Raw genomic sequence first — 13,340 nt, forward strand, 5'->3', positions numbered from 1 at the left:
GCGGAAGGAGCAAGTCTTGTCTCTGCGCACCGAGCCGCCGTTCCGCGCCGATCATGTCGGCAGCCTGCTGCGTCCGCCGGGGCTGCTGGCCGCACGCGAGGACCATGCGAAGGGCCGCATCGACGGCGCCGCGCTGGCCGCCGCCGAGGACGCCGCCATCCGCGACGCGGTCGCCATGCAGCGCGAGGCGGGGCTGCGGTCGGCGACCGACGGGGAGTTCCGCCGCACGTCCTGGCACATGGACTTCATCTACCGGCTCGGCGGGATCAGCCCGGCCGACGAGAAGATCAAGGTGCGGTTCCACAACCCGTCGGGCGACATCGAGTTCAGCACGGCGGCGCTGCGGGTGCACGACCGGGTCCGGCTGGACGAGACGATCTTCGCCGACGACTTCGCGTTCCTGCAGGGCGCGGCCGGGGACGGGGTGACGCCGAAGCTGACGATCCCGTCGCCGAACATGGTGCACTACCGGGGCGGCCCGGCCTCGATCGACCCGAAGGTCTACCCGGACATCGAGGAGTTCTGGTCCGACCTCGCCGCCGCCTACGCCGAGCAGGTGCGGCGGCTCGGCGAGATGGGCTGCCGGTACCTGCAGCTGGACGACACCAGCCTCGCCTACCTCAACGACCCGGCGCAGCGCGCCATGATCACCGAGCGCGGCGACGACGCCGAGCACCTGCACCTGCGCTACATCAAGCAGATCAACGCCGCGGTGGCCGGGCGGCCGGCGGGTATGAACGTCACCACGCACATGTGCCGGGGCAACTTCCGCTCGTCCTGGACGGCCGAGGGCGGCTACGACTTCGTCGCCGAGGCGCTGTTCGGCGAGCTGGACGTGGACGGGTTCTTCCTGGAGTACGACGACGCCCGGTCCGGGGGCTTCGAGCCGCTGCGGTTCGTCCCGCCGGGCAAGATGGTCGTGCTCGGGCTCGTCACCACCAAGCGCGGCGAGCTGGAGTCCAAGGACGACCTGAAGCGGCGCGTCGACGAGGCGTCGCGGTTCGTGCCGCTGGAGCAGATCTGCCTGTCGCCGCAGTGCGGGTTCTCCTCGACGGTCGAGGGCAACGTGCTGACCGCCGAGCAGCAGGCGGCCAAGCTGCGCCTCATCGCCGAGACCGCGCGGGAGATCTGGGGTTGACGCGGCACCCGCGCATCGACGACCTGGCCGCCATCGCCGTCCCCGAGCAGCCCGCGCTGTCCCCCGGCGGGGCGCGGGCCGTCTACGTGCTGCGCACCTGCGACACCGGCGCCGACCGGAACGCGCGGGCGCTCTGGCGGGTGGACGTCCCGGGCGGGCGGCCCCGGCGGCTGACCCGCGGCCCGGACGACACGGCGCCCGCCTGGTCGCCGGACGGGACGCGGGTCGCGTTCCTGCGCGCCCAGGACGGCCCGCCCCAGGTGTGGCTGCTCCCGGCCGACGGCGGGGAGCCCGAGCCGCTCACCGGGCTGCCGCTCGGCGCGGGCGCGCCGGTGTGGAGCCCGGACGGCTCGGCGATCGCGTTCACCGCCCCCACGCGCCCGGCCGGCGAGGCCGGCGGCCCGGTCGTGGCCGACCGGCTCGACTACCAGGCCGACGGGCACGGGCTCGTCGGCTCCCTGCGGCGGCACCTGCACGTGGCCGACGTCGCGACCGGCCGGTGCCGGCAGGTCACTCATGGAGACTGGCACGCCGGCGACCCCTGCTGGTCCCCGGACGGGACGCGGCTGGCGTTCACCGCCGCGACGGACCCTGACGCCGACCTGACGCTCCGCGCACCCGTGCACGTCGTCGATGTTGCCCGGGACGGCTCGTCCCCCGAGGTCGCGGGTCTTCGTGAAGGGGTCGGCGGCACGGTCGCGTGGGCACCGGACGGGCGGTCGCTGCTGGTCGCGGGCAGGACCGGGCCGCCGGTGGGCCATGCCGGGCTGCTGCGGGTCCCGCTCGGCGGCGGGACGGCCGCGAACCTGTCCGCACCGCTGGACCGCAACGTCATGACCGGCCACACGGGCTATCCGGGCGCGGTGCCGCAGTTCGGCGGCGACGGCCGCGGCGTGTTCTTCTGCGTCCGCGACCGGGGCTGCACGCACGTCTACTCGGTGCCCGCGGACGGCGGCGAGCCGCGCCCGGTGGTCACCGGCGCGGGACGTGTCGTGTCCGGCATGTCGGTCGCCGGGGGCACGGCCGTGATCGCCCTCGCCACGCCCACGTCGTTCGGTGAGATCGTGGCCGTCGACCTCGCCACCGGGGTTGAGACCGTGCTCACCGAGCACGGCGCCGCGCTGTCCGGCATCGTCCCGTTCGTCCGGCAGGAGCGCGAGTTCACGATCTCCGACGGGACGGTCGTGCACGGCTGGCTCGTCCGCGACCCGGACGCGGCCGGACCGCAGCCCCTCCTGCTCGACGTGCACGGCGGCCCGCACAACGCGTGGAACGGCGCCGCCGACGACGTGCACCTCTACCACCAGGAGCTGGCCGCGGCCGGCTGGACGGTGCTGCTGGTCAACCCGCGCGGCAGCGACGGCTACGGCGAGCGGTTCTGGCGGGCGGTCGAGGGCGCGTGGGGCACGGCCGACGCCGCGGACCTGCTGGAGCCGATCGACGCCCTGGTCGCCGCCGGCATCGCCGACCCGGACCGGCTCGCCGTCACCGGCTACAGCTACGGCGGGTTCATGACCTGCTACCTCACCGGCCGGGACGGCCGGTTCAAGGCGGCGGTCGCGGGCGGCGCCGTCGCCGACCTCACGAGCTTCGGCGGCGCCGCGCACGGGGGCCACGACCTCGGCGAGTTCGAGCTGGGCGGCCCGTTCTGGAGGAGCCCGGACCGGCACGCCGCGATGTCGCCGCTGACGCACGTAGACCGGGTGACCGCGCCGACCCTGATCCTGCACGGCGCGGACGACCTGGCCTGCCCCGCCGGCCAGGCCCAGCAGTGGCACACCGCGCTGCGCGAGCGGAACGTCCCGTCCCGGCTGGTGCTCTACCCGGGCGCTTCGCACCTGTTCATCCTGGACGGCCGGCCGTCGCACCGGCTCGACTACAACCGCCGCGTCGCGGAGTGGGCCGAGCGGTACGCGGGCCGCGAGGACGCGGGGCCGCACCGCGCGCCCGTCGACGCCGGGCACTGGCGGCGCCGGCTCGCCGCGCTCGCCGAGCGGCACCGCGTGCCCGGCGCGTCCCTCGGCATCCTGCGGCTGGGGGACGGCCGCGACGACGAGATCGCCGAGGCCGCGTACGGCGTCCTGAACAAGGACACCGGCGTGGAGGCCACCACCGACTCGGTGTTCCAGATCGGGTCGATCACCAAGGTGTGGACCGCGACCGTCGTGATGCAGCTCGTCGAGGAGGGCCTCCTCGACCTCGACGCGCCGGTCGTCGAGGTGCTGCCCGAGCTGCGGCTGGCCGACCGCGACGCCGCCAAGAACGTGACGATGCGGCACCTGCTGACCCACACCAGCGGCATCGACGGCGACGTGTTCACCGACACCGGGCGCGGCGACGACTGCCTGGAGAAGTACACGGCCGTCCTCGCGGACGTGGCGCAGAACCATCCGCTGGGCGCCACCTGGTCGTACTGCAACGCCGGGTTCTCGCTGGCCGGACGGGTGATCGAGCGGCTGACCGGCACGACCTGGGACGAGGCCGTGCGGGCGCGGCTGTTCGAGCCGCTCGGCCTCCGCCGCACGATCACGCTGCCCGAGGAGGCGCTGCTGCACCGTACCGCCGTCGGCCACGTGAGCCCCGGCGGGGCCGAGCCGCGGCGCGCCCCGGTGTGGCAGCTGCCGAGGTCCATCGGACCCGCCGGCCTGATCGGCGCGTCCGCGGCCGACGTGCTCGCCTTCGCGCGCCTGCACCTGACCGGCGGGCTCGCACCCGGCGGGGCGCGGCTGCTGAGCGAGGAGGGCACCGCCGCGATGGCCGCCCGGCACGCCGAGCTGCCCGACACCCGCACGCTCGGCGACTCGTGGGGGCTCGGCTGGATCCGGGACGCCTGGGACGGGCGGCGCCTCATCGGGCACGGCGGCTCGACGATCGGGCAGAACGCCTACCTGCAGCTGCTCCCGGACGCGGGCCTCGCCGTCGTCCTGCTCACCAACGGCGGCGACACCGACGGCCTGTACGAGGACCTGTACCGGGAGATCTTCGCCGACCTCGCCGGCGTCGCCATGCGCCCGCCGCTGCGCCCGCCCGCCGTCCCGGTCGCCGCCGACATCGGGCCGCACCTCGGCACCTACGAGCGGGCCGGCTCGCGGCTGGAGGTGCTCCGCGGCGAGGACGGGCCCGTCCTGCGGGTGACGCGGACCGGGCCGCTGGCCTCGATGCTGCCCGACACGGTGAGCGAGCACCCGATGGCGGCGATCCAGGAGGACGTGTTCGCCGTCCGGGACCCCGGCACGGACACCTGGATGCCCGTGACCTTCTACGCCCTCCCGACCGGCGAGCGCTACCTGCACTACGGCCTGCGCGCCACCCCGAAGACCGGCTGACCGGGCGCTCCGGCGCGTCCCGCGACCGGAGCCTGACCATTCGGTTAATGATGGGTGAAGTTATCTTCCCGAGCGGGGATCGCGCTCCGCGGCCGGCAGTAGGCTCGCGGCGGACCCCGCGCAGGGCGGCGGCGGGGACGGGGCGGGAGGGGAACCGGGCCGGTGAGCGTGATCAATGTGGGGCAGGCCATCGTCCTCGGCATCGTGGAGGGGCTGACCGAGTTCCTCCCGGTGTCCTCGACCGGGCACCTGAAGATCACCGAGGGCCTGATGGGCATCCCGGTGGACGACAAGGCCGTCGTCGGGTTCACCGCCGTCATCCAGGTCGGCGCGATCGCCGCCGTCCTCGTGTACTTCTTCCGCGACATCCTCCGGATCGCCAGCGCGTGGGGGCGCGGGATCGTCGACCCGTCCGAGCGGTACCACCACGACTACAAGTTCGCGTGGTGGGTCGTCTTCGCGACGATCCCGGTGGTCGTCGTCGGCGTCGCCGCCAAGGACCTCATCGAGGGCCCGCTCGCCTCCCTGTGGGTGGTCGCCGGGTCGCTGCTCGCCGGCAGCGTCGTGATGTGGCTCGCCGACCGGCTCGGCCGGCACAAGCGCGGCGAGGACGACACGTCCCTCACCGACGCGATGCTGATCGGGTCGTCGCAGATCCTCGCGATGCTGTTCCCCGGCTTCTCCCGGTCCGGCGCGACGATGTCGGTCGGGCTGATGCTGGGCCTCGACCGGGTCGCCGCGACCCGGCTGTCGTTCTTCCTCGGCATCCCCGCGCTGACCGGCGCCGGCCTCTACGAGCTGCCCACCGCGCTCGGCTCCGGGGTGGACGCGCTGCCGCTGGCCGTCGGCACCGCCGTGTCGTTCGCCGTCGCCTACGCCTCCATCGCCTGGCTGCTGCGGTTCGTGGCGCGGCACACCTTCACCTCGTTCGTGGTCTACCGGATCATCATCGGCCTGCTGCTGTTCGGGCTGCTCGGCGCCGGGACGCTGAACGCCTGAAAGATCACCGGGGATGGGAAAGACTGTCACGGTCCACACCTCCGACGAGGAACGGAGCCCTGACGATCAATGAACGACGCGATGTGGGCCGGGACCGTCGCCATCACCGGGCACGGTGACGCCGAACTCGAGGCCTATCTCGCGCGGCCGCTGAGCGACGCGCCGCGCGGCGGCGTGGTGGTGATCCACCACCTGCCGGGATACGACTCCGGCACGCGGGAGTTCGCCCGCACGTTCGCCGCGCACGGGTACGCCGCGATCGTGCCCAACCTGTACTCGCGGGAGGGCGCGGACGCCGCCCCCGACGACCAGGCCGCCGCCGTCCGCGCCAAGGGCGGCCTGCCGGACGAGCAGCTCGTCGGCGACGTCGCCGGAGCCGCCGCGCACCTGAACGCGCTGGAGCACGCCAACGGGAGGGTCGGCGTGATCGGCCACTGCTCGGGCGGGCGGCACGCGTTCCTCGCCGCCTGCTCCCTCGACCTCGACGCCGCCGTCGACTGCTACGGCGCGTTCGTCGTGAACGACCCGCCGGCCGGCTCGCCGCTGAGGATGACGTCGCTGCTGTCGAAGGCGCCGGACCTGTCGTGCCCGCTGCTCGGCCTGTTCGGCGAGGACGACAAGTTCCCCTCGCCGGACGAGGTCGCCGCGCTCGACGCGGAGCTGACCAAGCTCGGCAAGGAGCACGAGTTCCACAGCTACCCCGGCGCCGGGCACGCGTTCTTCGCGGTCGAACGGCCCTCGTTCCGGCCCGCCGCCGCCAAGGACGGCTGGGCGAAGATCTTCGCGTTCTACGGCCGCCACCTGAGCGCCTGAGAGGAGACCGCCATGTGCACCTACCAGACCGTCACGGTGGAGCTGGACGGCGCGGCGAAGGGCGCGGCCGGCTGGTTCACGGTGACCGACGGCGCCGTCTACGTCGACCACCCGTACCACGCGTGCCACGAGCACACGGTGAACATCGACTTCACCAACCCGGGCGACGGCCCGTCCGCGCGGGTCGCGGTCGAGCTGACCGAGGAGGCGGCGCTGGCGCTGGTCGCTGCCATCCAGCAGGCCCTGGCCGCCGCCCCGCCCGGCCTCGCGTCGGGGCAGGGCGCGGCCTGACGTCCGCTTCCAGCGCGGACGCATAGGTGTCCGCCGTCTTCCCGTGAAGCTATACGAACCTCCGTCTCACCGGGTGCGCGTGGCGTCGCTGCGGAACTCGGTGTAGGTGTAGGGGTTGTCGAGGATCTTCGTCTCGGGGATGTCGGGGTTCATCCCCGCCGCCCACGCCTCCTCCCCCATCGACGAGCGCAGGTACTCGACGGTCGCCTCGACCTCGCGGCGGGCGGCGGCCAGGTCGGTGTCGACGAGGCGGTGGTCGTGCTTGACCACGCGTCCGTTCACCACGACGGTGTGGACGTCCCCGCGCTGCGCCTGGAACGCGACGTGCCCGTAGGGGTTGAGGACGGGGAACGACACCGGCGAGTACTCGTTCTTGATCAGGACCACGTCGGCCTTCTTGCCGGGCGCGAGGCTGCCGAGGTCGTCGCGGCCGAGCGTGCGGGCGCCGCCGCGGGTGGCCCAGTCGACGACCTGGTCGGCGCGCAGGGTGCAGTGGGTGACGGTGTCGCCCTTGCCGTGCGCCTCCAGGTGCATGCGGCAGCGGTCGGCGCCGAGCGTGGTCCGCATGGCGGAGAACAGGTCGCCGCTCCACCAGACGCTCGTGTCCATCGACAGCGACACCGGGATGTCGTGGTTGCGGAGCACCCAGGTGGGCGGGTAGCCCTGCCCGGCGCTCTGCTCGCTCTCGGTCGACACCGAGATCGACCCGCCGGTCGCGGCGATGCGGTGGTAGGAGTCCGCCGACAGGGACGCGGCGTGCACGTACACGGTCTCGGGCGTCATGAACCCGCCGTCGTGCATCTGCCGGATGCCCTCGTCGCTGGTCGCGCCCCAGACGCCGGCGTGCGTGGTGACGGGCACGCCGAGGTCGCGGGCGACCTCGAAGGCGGGCCTCTCCGGGAAGGACGGGTCGCCGACCACGTCGAACGCGACCTGGAAGCCGAGCATGTCGCCGCCGCCGAGCTCCCCGGCGAGGGCGCGGAACTCGGGCGTCGCGGTCCACTCGGCGGGCGGGGCCTGGATGTTGCCGTAGGCGAGGACGAACCGGCCGGGCACCGACCGCAGCGCGTCCACCGCGGCGGCGGCGTGGTCGGGGGTCTGCAGGCCGTGCGACCAGTCGACGACCGTGGTCACGCCGGCGTCGATCGCCTCGATCGCGGCGAGCAGGTTCCCGGCGTGGACGTCCTCGGGCCGGAACCGCTTGCCGTGCTCCAGGTAGTACCAGACGAAGTACTGCGTGAGCGTCCAGTCGGCGCCGTAGCCGCGCATCGCGGTCTGCCACATGTGCCGGTGGGTGTCGATCATGCCGGGCATGACGATGCCGCCGGACGCGTCGATCTCGGCGGTGCCGTCCGGGACCGGGAGGTCCGGGCCGACCGCGCTGATCCGGTCGCCCTCGATGAGGACGTCGGCGCGGTCCAGGACCTCGCGCCCGTCGGTCATGGGCAGCACCATGCCGCCGCGCAGCACCAGGGGACGCCCCGGCTCGAACTCGCTCATCATCGTTCTCCTCGTCTTGGGACCCGACCGCCGGGAGCAGCCACGGACCGATGTCCGCTATACGGTCAAACCTGCATGCAGCCACTCTCGTCACCGGTCGTCACAGTGTCAACCACTTGACCGCCACGGATATGAACGTGCCAGAATCGGAGTGACGGACGAATGTCCGTTGAACGGACGACCATGCGCGCAAGCGCTGAGCAAGGGAGCCGGATGACTGACGACACCACGCGCGGCGGGCCGCTCTCGGGGGTGCTGGTGGCGGACTTCTCCCGGATCCTCGCCGGCCCCTACGCGACGATGCTGCTGGCCGACCTGGGCGCGGACGTGATCAAGGTGGAGGGCCCGAAGGGCGACGACACCCGCACCTGGACGCCGCCCGCGCGCGGCGACGCCGCGACCTACTACCTCGGTGTCAACCGCGGGAAGCGCTCGATCGCGCTGGACCTGCGGGACGAGAAGGACGCCGGGGCCGCCCGCGAGCTGGCGCGCCGCGCCGACGTCCTGATCGAGAACTTCAAGCCGGGCGGCCTCGCCCGCTTCGGCCTCGACTACGACGCGGTCCGCGCCGCCAACCCCGGCATCGTCTACAGCTCGATCACCGGGTTCGGGTCGGGCGCCGGGCGGAAGGTCCCCGGCTACGACCTGATGGTGCAGGCGATCTCCGGGCTGATGAGCCTGACCGGGGACCCGGACGGCCCGCCGTACCGGGCGGGCATCTCGGTGTTCGACGTGATGGCGGGCAACCACGCCGCGATCGGCATCCTCGCGGCGCTGCGGCACCGGGACGCGACCGGCCGGGGCCAGCTCGTCGAGGTGAACCTGCTGTCGTCCGCGCTGACCGGGCTCGTGAACCACAGCTCCGCCTACGTCGCCGGCGGCACCGTCCCCTATCGGATGGGCAACGCGCACCCGAGCGTGTTCCCCTACGAGCCGCTGCCGACCGCCGACAACGACCTGATCGTCACGGCGGCGAACGACGGCCAGTTCCGCAGGCTGTGCGAGGTGCTCGGCATCCCGGACGTCCCGGACGACCCGCGGTTCGCGACCAACGCCGACCGCACCGCCAACCGGGCCGAGCTGCGCCCGCTCCTGGTGGAGCGGCTGAAGCGGCGCGGCGCGGTCGAGTGGTTCGAGCTGCTGGTGGACGCGGGCGTGCCGAGCGGCCCGATCAACACGATCGACGGCGGCTTCGCGATGGCCGAGCGCTTCGAGCTGGACCCGGTCGTGGTCGTCGGCGAGGGCGAGCACGCGGTGCCGACGACCCGGCACCCGATCCGCTTCTCCGAGACGCCCGCGAGCTACCGGCTGCCGCCGCCGGACCTGGACGAACACGGGGCCGAGCTGCGTAAATGGCTGTCGGAGCCGCAGGAGGACGACCGTGGCTGACACACCGGAGTACCCGACCGCGCTGGGCGCGTCCAGCCGCGAGGCGATCACGCTGCTCGGCCGCGACCTCGCGCGGGACGTGATGGGCGAGGTCGGGTTCGGCGAGCTCGCGTTCTGGCTCGCGACGCAGCGGCGGCCCACGCCCGGCGAGACGCGGGTGTTCGAGGCGGTCCTCGCCGCGCTCGCCGACCACGGCTTCACCCCGACCGCGATCGTCACCAGGCTGACCTACCTGTCGGCGCCCGACTCGGTGCAGGGCGCGCTCGCCGCCGGGCTGCTGGGCGGCGGGTCACGGTTCCTCGGCGTCACCGAGGACACGGGCCGCTTCCTGCACGACGTCCTGGCCTCGGTGGACGGCGACCTGCCGTCCGACGACGCGGGCTGGGACGCGCTGGCGCTGCGGACCGTCCAGCGGGAGCGGGAGGCGAAGCGGTTCATCCCCGGCCTCGGCCACCACGTCCACAAGGACGGCGACCCCCGCACCCCGCGGCTGATGGAGATCGCCACCGAAGAGGACCTGTACGGCCCGCACCTGTCGCTGTTCGCCGCGATCGGCCGCGTCCACCCCGAGGTGCTCGGCAGGACGCTGCCGCTGAACGGCGCCGGCGTGTGCGGCGCCGCGCTCGCCGACCTCGGCCTGCCGCTGGAGCTGCTGCGCGGGTTCGCGCTCCTCGCCCGCACCGCCGGACTCATCGGGCAGCTCGCCGAGGAGCTGCGCACCCCCGTCGGCAACGAGATCTTCCTGTCGGTGGACCTCAACAACCGGTCCGTCGCCCCCGACCCCTACACCCCCGAGGACCGTCATGGCTGAACTGGTCGCTGTGATCGCTTCGACCCACCACCCCTTCTACTACCGCGCGAGCACCGCGACCGGCGAGGACCGCCCCGACTTCGCCGACGAGTGGGTCCGCAAGATCGAGGCGTTCCGCGAGACGCTGACGAAGGCCCGCCCGGACGTCCTGGTGATGGTCGGCTCCGACCACTTCCACCAGCTGTGGCTGGACAACATGCCGCAGTTCCTCATCGGCAAGGCCCCGTTCTACGACGCCAACTGGTACAACGAGGAACGCGAGTTCGGGCTGCCCCGCATGCTGTTCACCGGGCAGGAGGACCTGTCCGAGTACATGCTGCGCGAGGGCCTGGACGCGGGCTTCGACCTGGCGTTCTCCAACGAGCTGCGCATCGACCACTCGATCACGTGCCCGATCATCACCCTGCGCCCGCAGAACGACCTGCCGATCGTCCCCGTCTACACCAACATCTTCGCGCCGCCGCTGCCGCGGCCGAAGCGGTTCGTACAGCTCGGGCGGACGATCCGGGAGCTGGTCGAGTCGTGGCCGGGGGACCAGCGCGTCGCGGTCATCGGCACCGGGCACCTGTCCCTCGAACTGGGCGGCCCGCGCCAGTTCGGCCCGCACGGCCCCGACCCCGAGTTCGACGCGAAGGCCGTCGAGTGGATCTCCTCCGGCGACATCGAGGGCTGCCTGTCCGAGGTCACCCTCGACAGCCTGCACGCCCCCGGCAACGCCACCCACGGCTTCATGGACTTCATGCTGATGATGGGCGTCGCAGGCGAAGGCCGAAAGGCCGACTACGTCGACACCTACGACCTGTTCCACACGATGGAGGCCTACTTCACCTGGTACCCGAACGGAGCGGGCGAGTGAGCAAGTATCTGCTGAACAAGTTCCTCTACACCGTGGACCGCGATCCCGAACTGGTCGAGCGCTACCGGGAGGAGCCGGAGGCGACCGTGGCCTGGTGGGAGGCAGAACAGGCCAACCGGATCATCAACTGCCACGGGGGCGAGTCGTCCACCTGGCTGACGTTCGACGAAGTGGAGCGGGCCGCGCTCGCCGGGCATGACTACCCGAAGCTGTTCGAGCTGGGCGCGCACCCGTTCCTCACGCTGACGCTGTTCATCGCGATGTTCGAGCGCGACTACGACGAGCCGCTCGGGTTCCAGCTGGAGTACGCGCGGCGGGTCTCGCACGTCACGCTGCCCTACCCCGACATCGCGACCTGAGCCGATGCGCGCCGTAGAGATCAGGGAATGCGGACGTCCGCCCGTGGTGGCGGAGCGCGAGCCCCCCGTGCCGGGCGACGGGGAGGTCCTGGTGGACGTCCTCGCCGCGCCGATCACGCCGCTCGACCTGCTGTGCGCGAGCGGCACGTCCTACTTCGGGACGCCCGCGACGCCGTACGTGCCGGGCGTCCAGGGCGTCGGGACGTCCGGGGGCCGGACGGTCTGGTTCCCGAGCCCGGCCGGGATGGCGCCGGGCGACGGGAGCATGGCCGAGGCCGCGGCCGTCCCGGAGGCGGCGCTCGTCGAGCTGCCGGACGGTGCCGACCCGGTGCAGCTCGCGGCGCTCGGGCTGTCGGCCGTCGCCGCGCACATGGCGCTGACCTGGCGCGGCGGGCTGGCCGCCGGTGAGCAGGTGGTCGTGCTCGGCGCGGGCGGGGTCGTCGGCCAGGCCGCGGTGCAGCTCGCGCGGACGGCGGGTGCCCGGCGGGTCATCGCCGGCGCCCGGTCGCCGGAGGCGCGGGCGCGGGCGGCGCGGGCCGGGGCGGACGCCGTGGTCGCGCTCGACACCGGCGACGTCGGCGAGCTGGCCCGGCGGTTCGCCGGCGCCGCCGACGGGCCGGTGGACCTCGTGCTCGATCCGCTGTTCGGCGCCCCGGCGGCGGCAGCGGCGCGGACGCTGCGCCCGGGCGGGCGGCTCGTCAACCTCGGGAGTTCGGCGGACGAGACGTGCCCGATCGACTCCGCCACCCTCCGCGGGAAGTCGCTGCGGCTGCTCGGCTACACCAACAACGAGCTGTCGGCCGGGCAGCGGGCGGCGTCGATCGCGTTCGTCGCCGGGCAGGCCGCGTCCGGGAGGCTGGCCGTCGCCCACGAGACCGTGCCCCTGGAGGACGCGGCGCAGGCGTGGCGGCGCCAGGGCGAGGGGACGGCGGCGGGGCGGATCGTCCTCACCCCGCGGTGACCTGGGGGACGGTCTCCAGGCGGGCGAAGTCGGCGCTGATCTCCCCCGCCGTCTGCAGCAGCAGCGGGAGGTACTCCTCCAGGAGCTGCTCGACGGGCGTCTCGGCGGCATGCGTGTTGACGTTGATGCCCGCGATGACCGTGCCCGAGCCGTCCCGCAGCGGCGCCGCGACCGAGCGGATGCCGCGCGCGAGCTGCTCGTCGGTCAGCGCCCAGCCGCGCGCCCGCACCTCGCGCAGCTCCGCGTCCCGCTCCGCCTTGGTGAGGTGGACGCGGGGCTCCAGCCCGGAGCGGGTCGGCTCGGCGAGGATCCGGTCGACCTCGGCGGGGTCGAGCGCGGCGAGCTGCACCTTGCCGAGCGAGGTCTGCAGCGCCGGGAACCGGGTGCCGATCTGCACCGCCAGCGCGACGATCTTCGGGACGGCGACGCGCGCGACGTAGACGATGTCGGACCCGTCGAGCTGCGCGATCGAGCACGACTCGTTCGTCCGGGCGACGAGCCGCTCCATGTGCGGGCGGGCCACGTCCCACAGGCCCATGGACCGGACGTAGGCGACGCCGAGGTCGAGGACGCGCGGGGTCAGGGAGTAGCCGCCGTCGGCGGCCCGCACGTAGCCGAGTTCCCGCAGCGTCAGCAGGATGCGGCGGGCGGTCGGCCGGGCCAGCCCGGTCGCCTCCGCGACCTGGGCGAGCGACATGACCGGCCGCCGCGCCTCGAAGGCGGTGACGACCTCCAGGCCCCGGGCCAGCGCCTCGATGAAATCCGGTCCGGTGCCTTCGCGTGGCATCGATCATCCCCTCGCCGGCCGTGCTTCGTCCGTCGATCGTCCATCATACGGACAAGTGACCGCCGCCCCCCGAACCGCCCCCGCGCATCGTTGACTTGCGGCGTGTTGTT

The 13,340-nt window shown here is 73.4% G+C and carries 12 protein-coding genes; 10 read left to right on the plus strand and 2 right to left on the minus strand.

Annotated elements, in window-relative coordinates; genetic code table 11:
* Nucleotides 1-16: 16 nt before the first annotated feature.
* The 5 genes from ABFX46_RS31905 to ABFX46_RS31925 all read left to right on the plus strand — a co-directional run bounded on the left by ABFX46_RS31905 (nucleotide 17) and on the right by ABFX46_RS31925 (nucleotide 6,567).
* The gene (locus ABFX46_RS31905; RefSeq protein ID WP_346047626.1) at nucleotides 17-1,138 is read left to right on the plus strand and encodes a 5-methyltetrahydropteroyltriglutamate--homocysteine S-methyltransferase; all 1,122 of its coding nucleotides are present in this window, start codon (nucleotides 17-19) and stop codon (nucleotides 1,136-1,138) included.
* Complete coding sequence (locus ABFX46_RS31910) at nucleotides 1,135-4,464, plus strand: serine hydrolase (protein WP_346047627.1); 3,330 nt, start codon at nucleotides 1,135-1,137, stop codon at nucleotides 4,462-4,464. The genes ABFX46_RS31905 and ABFX46_RS31910 overlap by 4 nt, the downstream gene beginning before the upstream one ends.
* Nucleotides 4,465-4,626: 162 nt before the next feature.
* The gene (locus ABFX46_RS31915; RefSeq protein ID WP_346047628.1) at nucleotides 4,627-5,463 is read left to right on the plus strand and encodes an undecaprenyl-diphosphate phosphatase; all 837 of its coding nucleotides are present in this window, start codon (nucleotides 4,627-4,629) and stop codon (nucleotides 5,461-5,463) included.
* Between the two features lie 69 nt (nucleotides 5,464-5,532).
* Nucleotides 5,533-6,276: a dienelactone hydrolase family protein gene (locus tag ABFX46_RS31920; protein WP_346047629.1), complete on the plus strand. Its 744-nt coding sequence runs from the start codon at nucleotides 5,533-5,535 to the stop codon at nucleotides 6,274-6,276.
* A gap of 12 nt (nucleotides 6,277-6,288) precedes the next feature.
* Nucleotides 6,289-6,567, plus strand: coding sequence for a DUF6295 family protein (locus ABFX46_RS31925; RefSeq protein ID WP_346047630.1), 279 nt, complete (start codon nucleotides 6,289-6,291; stop codon nucleotides 6,565-6,567).
* 66 nt (nucleotides 6,568-6,633) lie between these two features.
* On the opposite strand, the gene ABFX46_RS31930 is transcribed toward ABFX46_RS31925, so the two are convergent.
* Entirely contained in the window at nucleotides 6,634-8,067 is a 1,434-nt protein-coding gene (locus ABFX46_RS31930) for an amidohydrolase family protein (protein WP_346047661.1), read from the minus strand.
* A gap of 213 nt (nucleotides 8,068-8,280) precedes the next feature.
* Between ABFX46_RS31930 and ABFX46_RS31935 the strand changes: the two genes are divergently transcribed.
* Genes ABFX46_RS31935 through ABFX46_RS31955 form a run of 5 tightly spaced genes read left to right on the plus strand, consistent with a single transcriptional unit; the run spans nucleotide 8,281 to nucleotide 12,443 of the window.
* Entirely contained in the window at nucleotides 8,281-9,456 is a 1,176-nt protein-coding gene (locus ABFX46_RS31935) for a CaiB/BaiF CoA transferase family protein (protein ID WP_346047631.1), read from the plus strand.
* Nucleotides 9,449-10,267 (plus strand): citryl-CoA lyase, encoded by an 819-nt coding sequence (locus ABFX46_RS31940; RefSeq protein ID WP_346047632.1) that lies wholly within the window; start codon nucleotides 9,449-9,451, stop codon nucleotides 10,265-10,267. The genes ABFX46_RS31935 and ABFX46_RS31940 overlap by 8 nt, the downstream gene beginning before the upstream one ends.
* Nucleotides 10,260-11,123 carry a DODA-type extradiol aromatic ring-opening family dioxygenase gene (locus tag ABFX46_RS31945; protein ID WP_346047633.1) on the plus strand — a complete coding sequence of 288 codons (864 nt, stop codon included), beginning with the start codon at nucleotides 10,260-10,262 and terminating at the stop codon, nucleotides 11,121-11,123. Before ABFX46_RS31940 ends, ABFX46_RS31945 begins: the two co-directional genes overlap by 8 nt.
* Nucleotides 11,120-11,482, plus strand: a complete 363-nt coding sequence (locus tag ABFX46_RS31950) for a hypothetical protein (protein ID WP_346047634.1) — start codon at nucleotides 11,120-11,122, stop codon at nucleotides 11,480-11,482. The genes ABFX46_RS31945 and ABFX46_RS31950 overlap by 4 nt, the downstream gene beginning before the upstream one ends.
* Before the next feature lie 4 nt (nucleotides 11,483-11,486).
* Complete coding sequence (locus ABFX46_RS31955) at nucleotides 11,487-12,443, plus strand: quinone oxidoreductase family protein (protein WP_346047635.1); 957 nt, start codon at nucleotides 11,487-11,489, stop codon at nucleotides 12,441-12,443.
* Here ABFX46_RS31955 and ABFX46_RS31960 read toward each other — a convergent pair.
* Nucleotides 12,430-13,230, minus strand: a complete 801-nt coding sequence (locus ABFX46_RS31960) for an IclR family transcriptional regulator domain-containing protein (protein ID WP_346047636.1) — start codon at nucleotides 13,228-13,230, stop codon at nucleotides 12,430-12,432. The two genes, ABFX46_RS31955 and ABFX46_RS31960, sit on opposite strands and share 14 nt — an antisense overlap.
* Nucleotides 13,231-13,340 lie beyond the last annotated feature (110 nt).

It is taken from the genome of Actinomadura chokoriensis (assembly GCF_039529475.1).
GTDB classification, from domain to species: domain Bacteria; phylum Actinomycetota; class Actinomycetes; order Streptosporangiales; family Streptosporangiaceae; genus Spirillospora; species Spirillospora bangladeshensis.

Coding starts and splice junctions, on each gene's coding strand:
- ABFX46_RS31920 (WP_346047629.1), top strand. CDS start 5,533: ATGAACGACGCGATGTGGGCCGGGACCGTCGCCATCACCGGGCACGGT.
- ABFX46_RS31925 (WP_346047630.1), top strand. CDS start 6,289: ATGTGCACCTACCAGACCGTCACGGTGGAGCTGGACGGCGCGGCGAAG.
- ABFX46_RS31955 (WP_346047635.1), top strand. CDS start 11,487: ATGCGCGCCGTAGAGATCAGGGAATGCGGACGTCCGCCCGTGGTGGCG.
- ABFX46_RS31930 (WP_346047661.1), bottom strand. CDS start 8,067: ATGAGCGAGTTCGAGCCGGGGCGTCCCCTGGTGCTGCGCGGCGGCATG.
- ABFX46_RS31960 (WP_346047636.1), bottom strand. CDS start 13,230: ATGCCACGCGAAGGCACCGGACCGGATTTCATCGAGGCGCTGGCCCGG.
- ABFX46_RS31945 (WP_346047633.1), top strand. CDS start 10,260: ATGGCTGAACTGGTCGCTGTGATCGCTTCGACCCACCACCCCTTCTAC.
- ABFX46_RS31935 (WP_346047631.1), top strand. CDS start 8,281: ATGACTGACGACACCACGCGCGGCGGGCCGCTCTCGGGGGTGCTGGTG.